This is a genomic window from Streptacidiphilus sp. EB103A (assembly GCF_041261405.1).
Taxonomy (GTDB): domain Bacteria; phylum Actinomycetota; class Actinomycetes; order Streptomycetales; family Streptomycetaceae; genus Streptacidiphilus.
This window is the reverse complement of sequence record NZ_JBGCAQ010000031.1, coordinates 36,116-53,971: the sequence shown is the minus strand read 5'-3', so window position 1 is coordinate 53,971 and position 17,856 is coordinate 36,116. Positions and strand designations below refer to the sequence as shown.

Genomic DNA, 17,856 nt, shown 5'->3' with positions numbered 1-17,856 from the left:
TGCGGGAGCTACAGCTCGGGAACGTCCCCTGCGGCGGCCACCCGCTTGTTGCGCAGGATCGAGGACAGCAGTGCGAGGCCGATGAAGGCCACGCCGATCAGGCCGGTGACGATCTCCGGGATCGTGTACTTGATGGAGACCATCAGGATGATGGCCAGCGCGCCGATGGCGTAGTGCGCGCCGTGCTCCAGGTAGACGTAGTCGTCCAGGGTGCCCTGGCGGACCAGGTAGACCGTCAGGGAGCGGATGTACATCGCGCCGATGCCCAGGCCCAGGGTGATCTGGAAGATGTCCTGGCTGATGGCGAAGGCGCCGACGACGCCGTCGAAGGAGAACGAGGCGTCCAGCACCTCCAGGTAGAGGAAGAGGAAGAACGCGGCCTTGCCGGCGACCAGGATGGCCGGCTTGCCGGAGCGGGTCGGCGGGGTCGCGGCGACTGCCTCCTCCGCGTCGTCGTCCTCGCCGTCCTCGTCCTCGTCGTCCTCGCCCGCGCTCTCGAAGAGGTTGGACAGGCCGCCCACGGCCAGGTAGGTGGTGAGTCCGGCGACGCCGGCCAGCAGCACGGTCTCCGCGCCGCCCTCGGCGAAGAAGCGGGCGGAGAGCATCAGCACGATCAGCGAGACGACCACCGACAGCTGGTCCAGCTTGCCGATCTTCTCCAGCGGCTTCTCCAGCCACTCGAGCCACTGGATCTCCTTCTCACCGAGGATGAAGTCCAGGAAGATCATCAGCAGGAACATCCCGCCGAACGCGGCGATCGCCGGATGCGCCGCGTCCAGGTGCTGGGCGTAGGTCAGCCCGGCCTGGGTCTTGGTGGAGTCCAGTGCCAGTTGCACCACGCTGACCGGGCTGATGTGCGCGGTCAGCGCCACCACCAGCAGCGGAAAGACCAGGCGCATGCCGAACACGGCGATCAGCACGCCGACGGTAAGAAAGATCCTCTGCCAGAACGGCGTCATCCGCTTGAGGATGGTCGCGTTGATGACGGCGTTGTCGAAGGACAGCGAGATCTCGAGAACAGAGAGGATCAGGACGACGCCGAAGCCGTCCGCCCCCCAGAAATACGCGGCAGCCGCGAGGCCGATCAGGGTGATCCCGAAGGACCACCCGAAGGTACGGAGGAGCACGGAGGGGCCTGAACCTTTCTGTAGCGCGCGCAGCCACAGTCGCGGGGACCGCCCTTCACGACGTGTCCGTCACGCCGTGGGAGCGATCCCCGACAGTCCCCGCCCTGCCCGCAAGATTTTCTTACTGAACGTTAACTCCGAAGTCTAGAGCGATGCCCCTGAGCCCCGACGCGTACCCCTGCCCCACCGCGCGGAACTTCCACTCGTTGTTGTAGCGGTAGAGCTCGCCGAAAATCATCGCGGTCTCGTTGGAGGCGTCCTCGGAGAGGTCGTAGCGCGCCAACTCCGCGCCGTCGGACTGGTTCAGCACCCGGATGTAGGCATTGCGGACCTGGCCGAAGTTCTGCAGCCGGGCCTCGGCGTCATAGATCGAAACCGGGAAGACGATCTTGTCGACCTGCGGCGGGACCTGGGTCAGATTGACCTTGACGACCTCGTCGTCGTCCGCGCCGGTACCGCCCACGAGTTCGTCGCCCATGTGCTCGACCGAACCCTCGGGGCTCTTGAGGTTGTTGTAGAAGATGAAGTACTCATCCCCCAGCACCCGGCCGTTGGAGCACAGCAGGGCGCTGGCGTCCAGGTCGAAGTCGGCACCGGTGGTCGCCCTCGCCTCCCAGCCCAGCCCGATCTGCACGGCGGTGAGGTTGGGGGCGGCCTTGGACAACGAGACGTTGCCGCCCTTGGCGAGCGTGACACCCATCTGTTCTTCCCTCCCTGGGACGTCTACTGCTGAGAAAGCGGGCTGCCCGCGGCCTTGTGCGCGCCGCCGCGGGCAGCCGGTGGAACCTGGCCCGATGGCCCGATGCCCGACGTCAGACGTTGACGCCGAAGTCCTGGGCGATACCGCGCAGCCCGGAGGCGTAGCCCTGGCCGATGGCACGGAACTTCCACTCCGTCCCGTTGCGGTACAGCTCGCCGAAGACCATGGCGGTCTCGGTGGAGGCGTCCTCGGTGAGGTCGTAGCGGGCGATCTCCTGGCCGCCGGACTGGTTGACGATCCGGATGTAGGCGCTGCGGACCTGGCCGAAGCTCTGCAGCCGGGTCTCGGCGTCATAGATGGAGACCGGGAAGACGATCTTGGAGACATTGGCGGGGACGAGCGCCAGGTTCACCTTGATGACCTCGTCGTCGCCCTCGCCCTCACCGGTGGTGTTGTCACCGGTGTGCTCGACCGAGCCGTCCGCGGACTTGAGGTTGTTGTAGAAGACGAAGTCCTTGTCCGAGACGACCTTGCCGCTTTCGGACGTGAGGATGGCGCTGGCGTCCAGGTCGAAGTCTGCGCCGGTGGTGGTACGAGCGTCCCAGCCCAGGCCGACGAGGACCGCGGTCAGGCCGGGCGCCTCCTTGCTGAGCGAGACGTTGCCACCCTTGCTGAGGCTGACACCCACGAGTCCTCCAGATGCAGGGGGAGCACTTCGCCGTGCCCCCGTTGGTGCGGTTGCGGTTGCTGTCCAGCCAACGGATCGATCGTAGTGGCCAGTTCCCCAAAATGTCGGGATCACGCATACCGCAAGCCGCACCGCGGAGGGGTTCGGCTCAGATGGCGGCGAGCGCCTTCAGGTACTCCTGCTGGTCGCGCGCGTCCGGCAGTCCGTTGACGACGGTCCAGCGGACCACCCCGGCCTTGTCGATGACGAAGGTGCCGCGCACCGCGCAGCCCTTCTCCTCGTCGAACACGCCGTAGGCACGGGAAGCGGCGCCGTGCGGCCAGAAGTCCGACAGCAGCGGGTACTCCAGGCCCTCCTTCTCGGCGAACACGCGGAGCGTGAACGGCGAGTCGTTGGAGACGGCCAGGATCTGCACGTCGTCGTTCTGGAACTGCGGCAGGTCCTTCTCCAGGCTGCACAGCTCGCCGGTGCAGACACCGGTGAACGCGAAGGGGTAGAAGACCAGCACGACGTTCTTCTCGCCGCGGAAGTCGGAGAGCCCGACCAGCTCGCCGTGCTGGTTCTTGAGCTCGAAGTCCGGAGCCTCGGTGCCGACCTCGATAGCCATTGCTTTCCTCTCAGAGATGGTCGCGGGCCCCCGGCTCAGCGCCGCGGAACCCTGTCGGTCGTCGTGCCCGCGCTCATCCTGCCACCCGCCCCGCAGTCACCGGAGCCCGGGCAGCCGCCCGAGCAGTCCCACCACGCCCACCGCACGCCGCAGCAGCGCGCCCCCCGGCAGTCCCGGCACCTGCTCCACCAGCGGCGCCAGCGCCATCAGCCCGCCGATCCGGTGCAGCCGGATCTCCCCCTTCGCCAGCAGCGAAGGCAGTGCCGCCCGCCCGGTCGGTACGCCGAGCACGGTCACCGCGGCGCCCTCGATGCCCGGCACGCCCCCGCTCCCCGGTTCGGTCCGCCAGCCGTCGGCATCGGCGTGGAACACCCAGCCGCCGGTCCCCGCCCCCCACACCCCGGCTTCGGCGCGCACCCCCTGCCGGTACGCCAGCGCCCCGACCACGTCCACCAGCGCGGCGATCCCGGCGTCGGTGACCGCCCGGTCCAGCCCGGACCGGGCGGCGGCGCGGTCCGGGAAGCAGTCCAGGGCCGCCACGGCGATCTCATGGGCGGAGGCGTGGATCTGGGTGAGCAGCGGCAGCGGCCCCAGCGCCGAGTCCAGCTCCAGAAGGGCCAGCCGGGGCTGTTCCGCGATCTCCGCCAGCGCCTCGGCGACCCTGCTCCGCGCCTCGCCCAGCGCCGCCAGCACCTCCGGCCGGCGCTCGCCCGAGTGGTCCAGCCGCGGCGCCTCGGCCGGAACCGGAGCAGGACCCCTGGCGTCAAAGCCCCTGGCCTGCGCCATCAGCCGTCCCAGCACCGGGCGCTCGGACCAGGAGCCCAGCTCCGCCAACCGGCCGACAGCCCCGGGCGGCACCGTCGCGGCCAGGTCGAGGAGCGCGTCCCAGGCCCCCAGGGTCCGCTCCGCGAGTTCTGCGGGCGACCCGGTGGCGACGCCGCGATGATGGTCCATCCCAGCATTCTGCCCGTTGCAGAACGCAACGGCCCGCCGTATCGGCTGCACCCCTGGAGCCGGGCGGCCGGTACGGCGAGCCGTCACGGTGTTGAGCTGTCGGTCCCTCTGTTACGCCGTCAGCTGATCAGCGCTGGCCTGCCTTGGCGGCCTTGGGGGTGGCCAGCCGAACCGCCTGCCAGTCCTTGCTGACGGCGACGGTGCTGGTCTGGGAGAGGCCGGCGGTCTGCGCCGCTTCGGCGATGTCGCTGGCCTCGACGTGCCCGGTACGCCCGGTCTTGGGGGTGAGCAGCCAGACGAGGCCGCCCTCCACCAGGTACTCCTGGGCGTCGACGAGGGCGTCGGTGAGGTCGCCGTCCTCGCTGTCCTCGCGGAACCACATCAGCACGGCGTCCGCGACGTCGTCGTAGTCCTCGTCGACGAGTTCGCTTCCGGTGAGGTCCTCCACGGCCTCACGCAGATCCTGGTCGACGTCGTCGTCGTAGCCGAGCTCCTGGACCACCTGTCCGGGCTGGAATCCCAACCGGTTTGCCGGGTTGGTCCTGTCCTCCGCGGGGTCCGCGGTCGCGCTCACGGGAATTGCCTCCTATATCCGACCCTGCCTCCTGAAGGCAGGGCTGTGGCCGTAGTCCACACGGGCGGGGCGTTCAGCGCAAGTACCCGCTGCCCGATCCCGTACCGGCGACGCTGCGCCGCAACGCGACACGCCGCCGAGCGTGACACACATCACGCCCATTTGCCCCAGTATCAAGCGGTGCGGCGGATCCGCGCGGCGGATTGCCGTCTGATGTACCCCTCGCGCCGCCCGCTCACTCCCCGGACACCAATTCCAGAGCACTCCCGCTCCGGGCGTACAGTTCCTGATTGGCCCTCCCCAGCCCGCCCGTCGCCCGCCGCCACCCTTGCAGCGAGCGCTACGCGCACACCTCCTGATCACCACAACGCCGTGGTTTCGGTCGGGCCGCTAAGTCGCAGCCAGAGCCCCCACCCAGGGTTCCGACTGCAACAGCTGGGCCGGTTTCACCCTAATGGGGAGCTTTTGGATGGAGACATCCCAGGGCACGAACCGGTTACCCACTGGTAGAGATGACGTTTCTCGACCTGCGGTCCACGATGGAGGCGGCGCGACACCACCTCAGTTCGACCGACAGTGAAGGAACAGCGTGGCTTCCGGATCCGATCGCAACCCGATCATCATTGGCGGCCTGCCCAGCCAGGTCCCGGACTTCGATCCCGAGGAGACCAGCGAGTGGCTGGAATCGCTCGACGCCGCCATCGACGAGCGGGGCCGTGAACGCGCCCGCTACCTGATGCTGCGGCTCATCGAGCGCGCCCGCGAGAAGCGTGTCGCCGTGCCCGAGATGCGCAGCACGGACTACATCAACACCATCGCGACCAAGAACGAGCCGTTCTTCCCCGGCAACGAGGAGATCGAGCGCAAGGTCCTCAACGCGACCCGCTGGAACGCGGCCGTGATGGTCTCCCGCGCGCAGCGACCCGGTATCGGCGTGGGCGGCCACATCGCCACCTTCGCCTCCTCCGCGTCCCTCTACGACGTGGGCTTCAACTACTTCTTCCGTGGCAAGGACGCCGACGGCGAGTCCGGCGACCAGATCTTCTTCCAGGGCCACGCCTCCCCCGGCATCTACGCCCGCGCGTTCCTGCTGGACCGGCTCAGCGAGCAGCAGCTCGACTCCTTCCGCCAGGAGAAGTCGAAGGCCCCCTACGGCCTGTCGAGCTACCCGCACCCGCGGCTGATGCCGGACTTCTGGGAGTTCCCGACCGTCTCCATGGGCCTGGGCCCCCTGGGCGCGATCTACCAGGCGCGGATGAACCGCTACCTGCAGCACCGCGGCATCAAGGACACCTCGCAGTCGCATGTCTACGCGTTCCTCGGCGACGGCGAGATGGACGAGCCCGAGTCGCTGGGCCAGCTGTCCCTCGCGGCCCGCGAGAACCTGGACAACCTGACCTTCGTGGTCAACTGCAACCTGCAGCGCCTGGACGGCCCGGTCCGCGGCAACGGCAAGATCATCCAGGAGCTGGAGTCGCAGTTCCGCGGGGCCGGCTGGAACGTCATCAAGCTGATCTGGGACCGCAACTGGGACCCGCTGCTGGCGCAGGACCGCGACGGCGTCCTGGTCAACAAGCTGAACACCACCCCGGACGGCCAGTTCCAGACCTACGCCACCGAGTCCGGCGCGTACATCCGGGAGAACTTCTTCGGCGGCGACCTGCGGCTGCGGAAGATGGTCGAGGACCTCACCGACCAGCAGATCCAGCACCTGGGCCGTGGCGGCCACGACCACGCCAAGGTCTACGCGGCGTTCAAGGCGGCCCGCGAGCACGTCGGCCAGCCGACCGTGATCCTGGCGCAGACCGTCAAGGGCTGGACCCTCGGCCCCAACTTCGAGGGCCGCAACGCGACCCACCAGATGAAGAAGCTGACCACCGAGGACCTCAAGCGCTTCCGCGACCGGCTGCACCTGCCGATCACCGACAAGCAGCTGGACGAGGGCTACCCGCCCTACTACCACCCGGGCAAGGACTCGGAGGAGATCCAGTACATGCACGACCGGCGCAGCGAGCTGGGCGGCTACATGCCGACCCGCAAGGTGCGCCCGGTCAAGCTGGAGCTCCCCGGCGACGACACCTACAAGCTGCTCAAGAAGGGCTCGGGCAAGCAGGAGATGGCCAGCACCATGGCCTTCGTCCGGCTGCTCAAGGACCTGATGCGGGACAAGGAGATCGGCAAGCGCTTCGTGCCGATCGCCCCCGACGAGTACCGCACCTTCGGCATGGACTCGCTGTTCCCCTCGGCGAAGATCTACAACCCGCAGGGCCAGCTGTACGAGTCGGTCGACCGCGAGCTGCTGCTCGCCTACAAGGAGTCGCCGACCGGCCAGATGCTGCACGACGGCATCTCCGAGGCCGGCTGCACCGCCTCGCTGATCGCCGCCGGGTCGTCCTACGCGACCCACGGCGAGCCGCTGATCCCGGTGTACGTCTTCTACTCGATGTTCGGGTTCCAGCGCACCGGCGACCAGTTCTGGCAGATGGCCGACCAGCTGGCGCGCGGCTTCGTCCTCGGCGCCACCGCCGGCCGCACCACCCTGACCGGTGAGGGCCTGCAGCACGCCGACGGCCACAGCCACCTGCTGGCCTCGACCAACCCGGCCGTGGTCGCGTACGACCCGGCCTTCGGGTTCGAGATCGCCCACATCGTGCAGGACGGCCTGCGCCGGATGTACGGCAGCAGCGCCGAGTTCCCGCACGGCGAGGACGTCTTCTACTACATGACGGTCTACAACGAGCCGATGCTGATGCCCGCGGAGCCCGAGAACGTCGACGTCGACGGCATCCTCAAGGGCCTGCACAAGTACGCCCCGGCGACCGGCGGCCAGATCCCGGCGCAGATCCTCGCCTCGGGCGTGGGCGTGCCGTGGGCCCTGGAGGCCCAGCGCATCCTCGCCGAGGAGTGGAACGTCAAGGCCGACGTCTGGTCCGCGACCTCCTGGACCGAGCTGCGCCGTGACGCCATCGCGGTGGAGGAGTTCAACCTGCTCCACCCGGAGGAGGAGCAGCGCGTGCCGTACGTCACCAGCAAGCTGAGCGGCTCCGAGGGCCCGTTCGTGGCCGTCTCGGACTGGATGCGCGCGGTGCCGGACCAGATCTCGCGCTGGGTCCCGGGCCAGTGGCAGTCGCTGGGCGCGGACGGCTTCGGCTTCGCCGACACCCGTGGCGCGGCCCGTCGCTTCTTCCACATCGACGCGCAGTCGGTGGTCCTCGGCGTGCTCACCGAGCTCGCCAAGCAGGGCAAGATCGACCGCTCGGCGCTGAAGGCCGCCATCGACCGCTACCAGCTGCTCGACGTCTCGGCGGCCCACCCGGGCGCGGCCGGCGGCGACGCCTGACCGGCAGTCAGCCCCGGTAGTTCCCCTGCAGTACCCGGCCTCGGCCCGGCGACTTCCCAGTCGCCGGGTCGAGGTTTTTTCGTGTGACTTTCTGTTAAACCACTGTGCGGGGTGTCAGTGGCCGCTAGGTTGTGCGTACTCCGACAACATCGGGATCCCCCACCGCGAGAAGGAGCACCATGTCGACAACCCGTCGCGTCACCGCTCTGTCCGCCGGCCTGCTGGCCGTCCTCGGCTCCGCTGCCCCGGGACTGGCCGTGTCGGCCCCCGCGTTCGGCGACGCGCCGCTGCAACTGTCGTCCCCGGCCGGTCACCACCAGGTCGCGCAGGTCGGCGGAATCCGGAACAGCTCCTCCTCCAACTGGTCCGGCTACGCCGCGACCGGCGCCACGTTCACCAGCGTCAGCGCCAGCTGGGTGCAGCCCACCGGCAAGTGCACCAGCGCGACGACGTACTCCAGCTTCTGGATCGGCCTGGACGGCGACGGCAGCAACTCCGTCGAGCAGACCGGCAGCGAGGTCGACTGCTCCGGCGGCTCCCCGCAGTACTACGCCTGGTACGAGATGTACCCGGCCTACCCGGTGAACTTCTCCAACACGGTCAAGCCGGGCGACCACTTCACCTCCTCGGTCACCGAGAGCGGCACCGGCACCTTCACGCTCGTGCTCTCGGACACCACCCAGGGCTGGAGCAGGACAGTCAAGAAGACCTACCGGAGCGCCGCGCTGGCCTCCGCCGAGGTCATCGCCGAGGCCCCGTCCAGCAGCTCCGGCGTGCTGCCACTGACCAACTTCGGCACCGCGTCCTTCACCAGCGCCAAGGCCAACGGTCAGCCGATCGGCAACTACTCCCCCGACCAGATCAACATGGTCTCCGGCTCCACCACCAAGGCCACCACCTCCGCCCTGTCCGGCGGCAGCGCCTTCACCGTGACCTGGAAGCACAGCTGACCCCGGCACCACCGCTCCACTGCTTCGGGCCCGCACCCCCGGATGGGAGTGCGGGCCCGACGTGGCTCTCACGTGTGAAGCAGCCGTGAATCTGTGGGCCGATTGGCGCTGGTTGTGACGGTTGTCGCAGTTTGGTTACGCCGAGTACGGCGTACGCAGACCGGTATTGCGCTTAGGCTGACGCAGAACATCTCAGCAAGACCTCCGGGCACGGCCCGTCTGACGGTCGCCCCACGCCCAAGGAGAATCACGCGTATGCGGTTCAGGCGCACGCTGATAGCTGCGATGGTGTCCTTCACTGTTCTCGCCGGCACCGGGGCGGCAGCCGCGGGTGCCGCAGTCTCCGACGAGCAGATCGCGATCACCACTCCGCCGGCCGGCAGCAAGGCCTGGACCCAGGACCACTCGCTGGGCCGCGACCTCCCGAACCCGGCCAAGGCCACGGCGACCGAGGTCGCCGCGTTCTTCGCCTCGCTCACCAGGGCCCAGCAGCAGCGTCTGGTGCACGCCTACCCGCTGGTGGTCGGCAACTTCGACGGCGCCCCGCTGGCGCTGCGCTACCAGGCCAACGCGATCGCCATGGAGCAGGAGCTCGCCACCCAGAAGGCCCGCGCCGCGGACACCTCGCTCAGCGCCGGTGACCGTGCCACGGCCGCCGGACGGGCCGGGATCCTGAACACCCTGCTCACCCCCGGCCGCCAGATCCTGGCCTTCGACCCGCGCGGACGCGGTCTCGTGGCCGAGGTGTTCGGCAACCTGTCCACCGCACAGCGGGTGTCGGTGGTGGTCCCGGGCTCCGACATGGACCTGGCCCACTTCGTGCGCACCGACCAGCCGCTGAAGGGCGCCGCCGGGATGGCGGAGGCGCTGCGCGCGGAGGAGGCCAAGGTCTCGCCGGACACCAGCACGGCGGTCATAGCGTGGTCCGGCTATGTCACCCCGGTCGGCCTGGGCGCGGACGCGGCGACCGCGCGCCTCGCCGAGGCTGCCGCGCCGCGGCTGGAGAGCCTGCTCGACGGGCTCAAGATCACCTCGCATCCGGAGACGGCGCCTTCGCTGTACTGCCACTCCTACGGGTCGGTGGTCTGCGGTATCGCCGCCCCGAAGATCGACGCCCCGCAGGGCGTCACCGACATGGTGGTCTTCGGCAGCCCCGGCATGGACGTCCCCGACGCGGCGGCGCTCGGCACCGGCGTGCGGCTGTGGGCGACGGCGCGCAACCCCGGTGACTGGATCGGCAACGTTCCTTACCTGGAGGTCGCCGGGCTCGGCCATGGGGCCGATCCGACCAGCACGGACTTCGGCTCCCGGGTGATCGCCTCCACCGGGGCCAGCGGGCACAACGGGTACCTGTCTCCGGGGACGGCGAGCCTGCGGAACTTCGCAGACATTGCGCTGGACAGGTATGCGGATGTCGTCTGTTCGAACAACAACGGCGGGTGCATTTCGGGGCTCTGACCTCGGGTGCAGCTGAGTTGTGGGCTTGTCGCGCGCGCTTTTCATCGAGCAGAGCCCCGCGCCCCTGACGTGTGCAACTGGGCCAGTTGCAGACCCTTGGGGGCGCGGGGAACTGCGCGACAAGCCACCCACCTACTCGCGCGCGGCCGACGTCCCGGTCATATCCGCATACCGGTCGCCCACCACCGCGGCGGCAATCGGCTCCAGTGCAGCGAGCTCATCCGCGCTCAGGTGCAGCGCCGTCGCTCCCACGTTCTCCTCAAGCCGGCTCCGACGCCGCGTCCCAGGAATCGGCACCACCGCGAGGCCGTGGACCTCGGCCTGCTGCTGGACCCAGGCGAGAGCGACCTGCGCCGCCGCCGCACCGTGGGCCGCGGCGATCTTGTGGACCGGGGTGAGCAGCGCAGCGTTGTGCGCGGCGTTGTCGCCGGTGAAGCGGGGCTGATAGTTGCGGAAGTCGCCCGTCCCCAGCTCGCTCGCGTTGGCGAAGGCACCGGTCAGGAACCCACGGCCGAGCGGCGAGTAGGGCACGAAAGCCACCCCGAGCTCGGCTGCCGCCGGCACCGCGGACCGCTCCACGTCCCGGGAGAACAGCGACCACTCCGACTGCAGGGCCGTGATCGGGTGCACCGCGTGCGCCTCGCGCAGCTCCGCGCCGGTGACCTCGGACAGGCCCAGGTACCTGACCTTCCCGGCCGTCACCAGCTCCCCCATCGCGCCGACCGACTCGGCCAGCGGCACCTCGGGGTTGCGGCGGTGCATGTAGTACACGTCGATGACGTCCACGCCGAGACGGCTCAGGCTGGCGTCGACGGCCTGCCGGATGTACGCGGGGTCGTTGCGCACGGCCCGGTAGGTGGGGTCGTCGATCCGGCGTTCGATGGAGAACTTGGTGGCGACCACCACCCGGTCCCGGTTGGCCCGGACGAACGGGCCGATGAGCTTCTCGTTCTCGCCGTGGCCGTACATGTCGGCGGTGTCGAAGAAGGTGACCCCGAGCTCAAGGGCGCGGTCCAGGGTGGCCAGGGCCTCGGCGGTGTCGGTCTCGCCGTAGAAGTCGCTCATGCCCATGCAGCCGAGGCCCTGGACGCCGACCACCGGGCCGCCGGTGCCGAGGGTGGTGGTCGGGATGGTGCTGTTGCTGCTCATACCTGCGTCTGCCTCTCCGCGTAAAGTTCGATCTTGCAGTCGATGATCATCAGCGTGGCCTGCAGGTCCGCGATCCGCTGGCGCACCTCGTCGCGGTGCTGGATCAGCAGTTCCTGGCGGGCGGCGGCGGTGTGCTCGCCCTCGCGACGCAGCTCGGCGTAGCGGACCATGTCCGCCACCGGCATCTGGGTCAGCCGGAGCTTGTTGAGGAACTCCAGCCAGACCAGGTCGCGGTCGCTGAACCGCCGCTGGCCCGAGTGCGAGCGGGCCGGGTGCTCCAGCAGGCCGATCCGCTCGTACCAGCGCAGCGTGTGCGCGGTGAGGCCGGTCCGGGCGACGACCTCGCCGATGGTGTGGCGCGGGGTTTCGTCGGGTTCGGTCGGTTCTGCCGGTTCTGCGGCCATCGCCAGTGACATGCTTCGAACCTACCGACTTTGAGTGCGCTCTAAGCAAGCGCACCGACCCGGCACAACCGGTGCCTCCGTCCGAGTGCGGGCATCGATAGGCTGTCCGGCATGGACAGCCTGTTGATGATCGACAAGTGGCCGGTGCCGACGGCGGCCGCCGCCGTGGTGCTCCGGGACGGCACCCTGGCGGGGGCGCGCGGGCCGCAGGGGCACGCCTTCGCGCTGGCGTCGGTCACCAAGCCGCTGAGCGCGTTCGCGGTGCTGGTCGCGGTCGAGGAGGGGGCGGTCGAGCTGGACCAGCCGGCCGGCCCCGAGGGCTCGACGGTCCGTCATCTGCTGGCCCACACCTCGGGGCTGGCCTTCGACGAGCACCGGCAGATGGCCGCCCCCGGCACCCGCAGGCTCTACTCCAACGCCGGTTTCGACGTGCTGGCCGAGACCGTGGAGAAGGCCACCGGCATCCGCTTCCCGCAGTACGCCGCGGAGGCCGTGTTCGAGCCGCTGGGCATGGCCGACACCCTGATCGACCCGGGGTCCAAGAGCCCGGCCGGCGCGGGCGGCGTCTCCACCGCCGCCGACCTGGCCCGCTTCGCCGCGGAGCTGCAGGCGCCCCGGGTGCTGCACCCGTCCACCCTGGCGGAGGCGGTCACGGTGGCCTTCCCCGGTCTGGACGGCGTGCTGCCGGGCTTCGGACACCAGCGGCCCAACGACTGGGGCCTGGGCTTCGACCTGCGCGACCACAAGGCGCCGCACTGGATGGGCCTGAACAGCGCCCCCACCGCCTTCGGCCACTTCGGCCAGACCGGGACCTTCCTCTGGGTGGACCCGGTCGCCGGCGCGGCCTGCGTCGCCCTCACCGACCGCCCCTTCGGCACCTGGGCCGCGGAGCTGTGGCCCCCGTTCACCGACGCGGTGCTGCGGGAGCTGGCCGGGGGGTCTTGACGGATCCTGGGTGCGGCGTGTGCTGGGCTGGTCGCGCAGTTCCCCGCGCCCCTAGGGGCTGCTGCAGCACGATAGGGGCGCGGGGAACTGCGCGAACAGCCCACTACGGTCCGGAGCGTAGATCCGCCCGCTCAGCCGTAACGGACCGGCGAGTGCATCTCCCACACCAACGCCTCCACACCCTCCGGGCCCGCCACCGGGTCCACCGGCCCGGCCGCCCCGGTCATCCTCAGGCTGTCGCCAGGGCCCAGCTCCCGTCCCACCCCGCGCGGCCCGCCCGCCGTGCGGAAGCCGAGGCCGCCGCGCACGACATGCAGATAGCGGTAGTCGGCATCGGGCAGCGCGGGCAGCGCCGCGCCCGGGCCGACCCGCAGCAGGTGCAGGGCGGCGTCGGCGCGCCGCAGCTCGCCCAGGTCGGCGAGGGTGAGCAGCCCGGAACCGGTCGGCGCGGGCCGCAGGGCGTAGCGGGGCTCCGTCCCGAACGCGTCCGGCTGCAGCCAGAACTGCACGAAGCGCACCGGCCCGGCCGCACCGCCGACATTGGACTCGCTGTGGACGGCTCCGCTGCCCGCGCCCAGGTACTGCACCCGGCCCGGCCGGACCACCGCCGCGTGACCGTGGTCGTCCCGGTGCGCCAGTGCCCCGTCCAGCACCCAGGTCAGGATCTCGGTGTCGCGGTGCTTGTGCGGGGCGAAGCCCGCCCCGGCCGCCAGGGTCTCCTCGTTGCAGGCCAGCAGCGCCCCGAAATGGGTGTTCGCCGGGTCGTAGTGGCCCGCGAAGGAGAACGCATGCCGGGTCATCACCCCCGGCTCGGGCGCGGAGGCATAGCGCTCGAACGCGAGGTGGACCGTGAGGGCGGAGGCGGGCTGCTCGGACACGCGACCGACGCTACCGTGCCCCGGTTGTGACCGTTGCCACGCACCGGGAAGCTGCTGCTCGGCGCGCATCCCGCCGTAGGTAGGGCAGTCTTGTGCCTGTGCCAGCCGTCCCAGTCGATAAGCCAGCGAAGAAGACCGCCAAGAAGGCCGCAGCCAGGGCGACGCCGCCCGCCGCGCCGCCGGACGGCCCCGAGCCGGAGCCCGAGCGCCGGGGATCGCCCCGGGGGACGGCGATAGAGCGCCGGACCGCCGCCGAGCGGGCCGAGCGGCATGCCGCCACGCTCAAACGGCTGGAGAAGGCCGCCGGGAAGCTCTCCACTGCGGCGATCGCCCGGATGGACGAGCAGCTGTCCTGGTACCGCAACATGCCGCCGGAGCACCGCTCCTGGATCGGCCTGGTCGCCCAGGCCGGCATCGCCGCGTTCACCGAGTGGTTCCGCCATCCGGAGGCCCCCCAGGCGATCAGCACCGACGTCTTCGGGACGGCCCCGCGCGAGCTGACCCGGGCGGTGACGCTGCGCCAGACCGTGGAGATGATCCGGACCACCATCGAGGTGGTCGAGGAGGCCATCGACGAGGTCGCGGCCCCCGGCGGCGAGGACGGGCTGCGCGAGGCGGTGCTGGTCTACGCCCGGGAGATCGCCTTCGCCACGGCGCAGGTGTACGCGCAGGCCGCCGAGGCGCGCGGAGCCTGGGACGCCCGTCTTGAGGCCCTGGTGGTCAACTCGCTGCTGTCGGGGGACGCCGACGAGGGCGTGCTCTCCCGGGCCGCAGCGCTCGGCTGGAGATCGCCCGACCGGGTGATGGTGGTGATGGGCAGCGCGCCCGCCGGGGACAGCGAGCTGGTGGTCGAGGCCATCCGCAGGGCCGCCCGGCACGCCAAGCTGCATGTGCTGACCGGGGTGCTGGGGGCCCGGCTGGTCGTCGTGGTCGGCGACGGGGGCAGGAACTCGGACCGGGTCTGGGACCCGGTCCCGGCCGCCCGCGCGCTGATCGGGCAGTTCGCCGCGGGTCCGGTGGTGATCGGCCCCACCGTGGGCGACCTGCTGTCGGCGACCCGCTCCGCCCAGGCCGCCGCCGCCGGGCTGCGCGCCTGCGCGGCCTGGCCCGACGCGCCCCGTCCGGTACTGGCCGACGACCTGCTCCCGGAGCGGGCGCTGGCCGGGGACCAGGCGGCCCGCGCGCAGCTGGTCGAGGAGATCTACACCCCGCTGGACGAGGCCGGGTCCGCACTGCTGGACACCCTGTCGGTCTATCTGGAGCAGGCGTCCTCGCTGGAGGGCGCGGCGCGGATGCTGTTCGTGCACCCCAACACCGTCCGCTACCGGCTGCGGCGTGTGACCGACGTCACCGGGTATGCGCCCAGCGACGTCCGTTCTGCCTTCACCCTGCGCATCGCCCTGGCCCTGGGACGACTCCAGCCGTCATGACCTGGGGCTGCGACCTTTCGGGGGGCCACCCCCCGCGCCCCCGGGTGAACCCCCGGCGGGCGAGGCCCGCTGCGCAGACACCCCGGCTGACCTGCTGAAGTTTCGAACTGTAGGGAATCCACAACGACGACTGCGGTTATTGGTCGCCGTCCCCACCCGCGTCCGGTAGGTCCGGCGAGAGAAGGTTGGTTCTGTGCTCGTAATCGTTGCTCCCGGACAGGGTGCCCAGACGCCAGGATTCCTCGCCCCGTGGCTCGAGGTCGACGGTGTGGCCGACAGGCTGCACTGGTGGTCCGCCGTGGCCGGGCTCGACCTGGTGCACTACGGCACCGAGGCCGACGCGGAGACGATCAAGGACACCGCCGTCGCCCAGCCGCTGCTGGTCGCCGCCGGGATGGCCGCGGGCTCCGTCCTGTTCCCCGCCTCCCAGCCGCTGTCGGCGGGTCGGCTGGGCGCGGTCGCCGGACACAGCGTCGGTGAGATCACCGCCGCCGCGTTCTCCCGGGTGATGTCCCCCGAGCAGGCCGTCGCCTTCGTCCGGCAGCGCGGTCTGGCCATGGCCGGCGCCGCGGCGGAGACCGCGACCGGGATGTGCGCGGTCCTCGGCGGGGACCCGGACGAGGTGGCCGCGAAGCTCGCCGAGCACGGCCTGACCGCCGCGAACAACAACGGCGGCGGCCAGATCGTCGCCGCCGGCACCCAGGAGCAGCTCGACGCCTTCAAGGCCGACCCGCCCGCCAAGGCCCGGATCATCGCCCTCTCGGTCGCCGGCGCCTTCCACACCGCGCACATGGCCGCCGGGGTGGAGCGGCTGGCGAAGCTCGCCCCCGGCCTCACCGTGCAGGACCCGCTGACCGCCTATGTCTCCAACGCGGACGGCAAGACCGTGGAGAGCGGCGCCGAGGTGCTGAGCAGGCTGGTCTCGCAGGTCTCCAACCCGGTCCGCTGGGACCTCTGCATGGAGGCTCTGGAGCGGCTGGGCGCCACCTGTGTGATCGAGGTCCCACCTGCTGGGACACTGACCAACCTGGTTAAGCGCAACCTGAAGGGGGTGGCTACCCTCGCTCTGAAGACTCCGGACGACCTCGACAAGGCCCGCGAGTTGATCGCTGAGCACGCCGCACCCGAGGGGGCCGCTACATGACCATTGTTCCCGCTATCACCCCGAGCACCGGTGCCGCGTTCGCGCGGATCCTGGGCGTCGGCGGCTACCGCCCGGTCCGGGTCATCCCCAACTCCGAGGTGCTGAACTGGATCGACTCCTCGGACGAGTGGATCCGCACCCGCAGCGGGATCACCGAGCGCCGCTGGGCCGGGCCCGAGGAGAGCGTCGCCGAGATGTCGGTGCAGGCGGCGGCCAAGGCCATCGCCCAGTCCGGGATCGCCCCCGAGCAGATCGGCGGCGTGATCGTCGCCACCGTCTCGCACCTCAAGCAGACCCCGGCCATCGCCACCGAGATCGCCCAGCGGCTCGGCTGCGGCACCGCCCCGGCCTTCGACATCTCCGCCGCCTGCGCCGGGTTCGGCTACGGCCTGAGCCTGGCCGACGGCATGGTGCGCAGCGGCAGTGCCGAGTACGTCGTGGTCATCGGGGTGGAGCGGCTGTCCGACCTCACCGATGTGACGGACCGTTCGACGGCCTTCATCTTCGGCGACGGCGCCGGCGCGGTCGTGGTCGGCCCGTCCGAGACCCCCGGCATCGGCAAGGTGATCTGGGGCTCCGACGGTTCGCAGAAGGACGTCATCAGCCAGACGCAGGCCTGGGACACCGCCTTCGCCAAGCCGGACGCCGTCAACGGCACCGGTGACGAGGTGAAGTGGCCGGCCCTGCGGATGGAGGGTCAGGCGGTCTTCCGCTGGGCGGTCTGGGACATGGCCAAGGCCGCGCAGCGCGCCCTGGACGCCGCCGGGATCACCGCCGACCAGCTCGGCGCGTTCATCCCGCACCAGGCCAACATGCGGATCATCGATGCCATGATCAAGGCGCTGAAGCTGCCCGAGAGCGTTCCGGTCGCCCGCGACATCGCGGAGACCGGCAACACCTCGGCGGCCTCCATCCCGCTGGCGATGGAGCGCATGCTGCAGAGCGGGGAGGCCAAGAGCGGCGACCTCGCCCTGATCATCGGGTTCGGGGCGGGTCTGGTGTACGCAGCCGCTGTCGTTACCCTCCCCTAGTAGTCCCCCGCGGGCTCCGGCCTGCTGGGGTTGTGAAAATGACGACCGTGCCCCGCATTCCGGCGGGGAACGGACAGTGCACAACACGAAGGAGTGCCGACATGGCCACCAAGGACGAGGTCCTTTCCGGTCTCGCGGAGATCGTCAACGAGATCGCCGGGATCCCGGCCGAGGACGTCGAGCTGGACAAGTCGTTCACCGACGACCTGGACGTCGACTCGCTGTCCATGGTCGAGGTCGTCGTCGCCGCCGAGGAGCGCTTCGGCGTGAAGATCCCGGACGACGAGGTCAAGAACCTGAAGACCGTCGGCGACGCCGTGGACTTCATCCTCGCCAACAGCTGAGTCGCAGTAGCTGAGTCGCACCAGCAGCTGAGCCTCAGCGGTTCGACCCGGGTCGCCCCCCGGCCCGTTCTCAGGCCGGGGGCGTCCCGCCCCCTCCGCCGGCCCGATCCAGAAGCCATCCAGCAGACGTACA

At 70.4% G+C, this 17,856-nt stretch carries 17 protein-coding genes; 8 read left to right on the top strand and 9 right to left on the bottom strand.

Annotated features, from left to right (window positions below):
* Positions 1-8 precede the first annotated feature (8 nt).
* The 6 genes from ABH941_RS37415 to ABH941_RS37390 all read right to left on the bottom strand — a co-directional run bounded on the left by ABH941_RS37415 (position 9) and on the right by ABH941_RS37390 (position 4,650).
* On the bottom strand, positions 9-1,127 hold the full coding sequence (locus tag ABH941_RS37415; protein ID WP_370135268.1) for a DUF475 domain-containing protein: 1,119 nt from the start codon (positions 1,125-1,127) through the stop codon (positions 9-11).
* A gap of 121 nt (positions 1,128-1,248) precedes the next feature.
* Positions 1,249-1,827 (bottom strand): TerD family protein, encoded by a 579-nt coding sequence (locus ABH941_RS37410; RefSeq protein ID WP_370135266.1) that lies wholly within the window; start codon positions 1,825-1,827, stop codon positions 1,249-1,251.
* 112 nt (positions 1,828-1,939) lie between these two features.
* On the bottom strand, positions 1,940-2,515 hold the full coding sequence (locus tag ABH941_RS37405) for a TerD family protein (RefSeq protein ID WP_370135264.1): 576 nt from the start codon (positions 2,513-2,515) through the stop codon (positions 1,940-1,942).
* Between the two features lie 148 nt (positions 2,516-2,663).
* Positions 2,664-3,122 carry a peroxiredoxin gene (locus ABH941_RS37400; RefSeq protein WP_370135261.1) on the bottom strand — a complete coding sequence of 153 codons (459 nt, stop codon included), beginning with the start codon at positions 3,120-3,122 and terminating at the stop codon, positions 2,664-2,666.
* 96 nt (positions 3,123-3,218) lie between these two features.
* Entirely contained in the window at positions 3,219-4,076 is an 858-nt protein-coding gene (locus ABH941_RS37395; RefSeq protein ID WP_370135258.1) for a hypothetical protein, read from the bottom strand.
* A gap of 127 nt (positions 4,077-4,203) precedes the next feature.
* The gene (locus ABH941_RS37390; RefSeq protein WP_030251092.1) at positions 4,204-4,650 is read right to left on the bottom strand and encodes a DUF3052 domain-containing protein; all 447 of its coding nucleotides are present in this window, start codon (positions 4,648-4,650) and stop codon (positions 4,204-4,206) included.
* Between the two features lie 589 nt (positions 4,651-5,239).
* On the opposite strand from ABH941_RS37390, the gene aceE reads away from it, so the two are divergent.
* The 3 genes from aceE to ABH941_RS37375 all read left to right on the top strand — a co-directional run bounded on the left by aceE (position 5,240) and on the right by ABH941_RS37375 (position 10,398).
* Complete coding sequence (aceE, locus tag ABH941_RS37385) at positions 5,240-7,990, top strand: pyruvate dehydrogenase (acetyl-transferring), homodimeric type (protein WP_370135255.1); 2,751 nt, start codon at positions 5,240-5,242, stop codon at positions 7,988-7,990.
* Between the two features lie 179 nt (positions 7,991-8,169).
* Positions 8,170-8,940 (top strand): G1 family glutamic endopeptidase, encoded by a 771-nt coding sequence (locus tag ABH941_RS37380; RefSeq protein ID WP_370135252.1) that lies wholly within the window; start codon positions 8,170-8,172, stop codon positions 8,938-8,940.
* A gap of 255 nt (positions 8,941-9,195) precedes the next feature.
* A complete protein-coding gene (locus ABH941_RS37375; RefSeq protein ID WP_370135249.1) occupies positions 9,196-10,398 on the top strand; it encodes an alpha/beta hydrolase in 1,203 nt (400 codons plus the stop codon).
* Between the two features lie 132 nt (positions 10,399-10,530).
* Here ABH941_RS37375 and ABH941_RS37370 read toward each other — a convergent pair whose 3' ends face one another.
* Both ABH941_RS37370 and ABH941_RS37365 read right to left on the bottom strand, forming a co-directional pair.
* Positions 10,531-11,547, bottom strand: a complete 1,017-nt coding sequence (locus ABH941_RS37370; RefSeq protein WP_370135247.1) for an aldo/keto reductase — start codon at positions 11,545-11,547, stop codon at positions 10,531-10,533.
* Positions 11,544-11,963, bottom strand: a complete 420-nt coding sequence (locus tag ABH941_RS37365; protein WP_370135243.1) for a MerR family transcriptional regulator — start codon at positions 11,961-11,963, stop codon at positions 11,544-11,546. The genes ABH941_RS37370 and ABH941_RS37365 overlap by 4 nt, the downstream gene beginning before the upstream one ends.
* A gap of 99 nt (positions 11,964-12,062) precedes the next feature.
* Here ABH941_RS37365 and ABH941_RS37360 point away from each other — a divergent pair, with 99 nt between their 5' ends.
* Positions 12,063-12,896, top strand: coding sequence for a serine hydrolase domain-containing protein (locus ABH941_RS37360; RefSeq protein ID WP_370135240.1), 834 nt, complete (start codon positions 12,063-12,065; stop codon positions 12,894-12,896).
* A gap of 131 nt (positions 12,897-13,027) precedes the next feature.
* On the opposite strand, the gene ABH941_RS37355 is transcribed toward ABH941_RS37360, so the two are convergent.
* On the bottom strand, positions 13,028-13,774 hold the full coding sequence (locus ABH941_RS37355) for a pirin family protein (RefSeq protein ID WP_370135238.1): 747 nt from the start codon (positions 13,772-13,774) through the stop codon (positions 13,028-13,030).
* A gap of 233 nt (positions 13,775-14,007) precedes the next feature.
* Between ABH941_RS37355 and ABH941_RS37350 the strand changes: the two genes are divergently transcribed.
* The 4 genes from ABH941_RS37350 to ABH941_RS37335 all read left to right on the top strand — a co-directional run bounded on the left by ABH941_RS37350 (position 14,008) and on the right by ABH941_RS37335 (position 17,723).
* Positions 14,008-15,204: a PucR family transcriptional regulator gene (locus ABH941_RS37350; protein ID WP_370135388.1), complete on the top strand. Its 1,197-nt coding sequence runs from the start codon at positions 14,008-14,010 to the stop codon at positions 15,202-15,204.
* A 193-nt stretch (positions 15,205-15,397) separates the two neighbouring features.
* Positions 15,398-16,348: an ACP S-malonyltransferase gene (locus ABH941_RS37345; RefSeq protein WP_370135236.1), complete on the top strand. Its 951-nt coding sequence runs from the start codon at positions 15,398-15,400 to the stop codon at positions 16,346-16,348.
* Positions 16,345-17,379 (top strand): beta-ketoacyl-ACP synthase III, encoded by a 1,035-nt coding sequence (locus tag ABH941_RS37340; protein WP_134009867.1) that lies wholly within the window; start codon positions 16,345-16,347, stop codon positions 17,377-17,379. Before ABH941_RS37345 ends, ABH941_RS37340 begins: the two co-directional genes overlap by 4 nt.
* A 101-nt stretch (positions 17,380-17,480) precedes the next feature.
* Positions 17,481-17,723 (top strand): acyl carrier protein, encoded by a 243-nt coding sequence (locus tag ABH941_RS37335; protein WP_030251060.1) that lies wholly within the window; start codon positions 17,481-17,483, stop codon positions 17,721-17,723.
* The last annotated feature ends 133 nt before the right edge of the window (positions 17,724-17,856 follow it).

Bases quoted from the DNA above. Each gene is read 5' to 3' on its own strand.
- ABH941_RS37410 (WP_370135266.1), bottom strand. From the start codon at position 1,827: ATGGGTGTCACGCTCGCCAAGGGCGGCAACGTCTCGTTGTCCAAGGCC.
- ABH941_RS37400 (WP_370135261.1), bottom strand. From the start codon at position 3,122: ATGGCTATCGAGGTCGGCACCGAGGCTCCGGACTTCGAGCTCAAGAAC.
- ABH941_RS37395 (WP_370135258.1), bottom strand. From the start codon at position 4,076: ATGGACCATCATCGCGGCGTCGCCACCGGGTCGCCCGCAGAACTCGCG.
- ABH941_RS37380 (WP_370135252.1), top strand. From the start codon at position 8,170: ATGTCGACAACCCGTCGCGTCACCGCTCTGTCCGCCGGCCTGCTGGCC.
- ABH941_RS37375 (WP_370135249.1), top strand. From the start codon at position 9,196: ATGCGGTTCAGGCGCACGCTGATAGCTGCGATGGTGTCCTTCACTGTT.
- ABH941_RS37370 (WP_370135247.1), bottom strand. From the start codon at position 11,547: ATGAGCAGCAACAGCACCATCCCGACCACCACCCTCGGCACCGGCGGC.
- ABH941_RS37365 (WP_370135243.1), bottom strand. From the start codon at position 11,963: ATGTCACTGGCGATGGCCGCAGAACCGGCAGAACCGACCGAACCCGAC.
- ABH941_RS37360 (WP_370135240.1), top strand. From the start codon at position 12,063: ATGGACAGCCTGTTGATGATCGACAAGTGGCCGGTGCCGACGGCGGCC.
- ABH941_RS37340 (WP_134009867.1), top strand. From the start codon at position 16,345: ATGACCATTGTTCCCGCTATCACCCCGAGCACCGGTGCCGCGTTCGCG.
- ABH941_RS37335 (WP_030251060.1), top strand. From the start codon at position 17,481: ATGGCCACCAAGGACGAGGTCCTTTCCGGTCTCGCGGAGATCGTCAAC.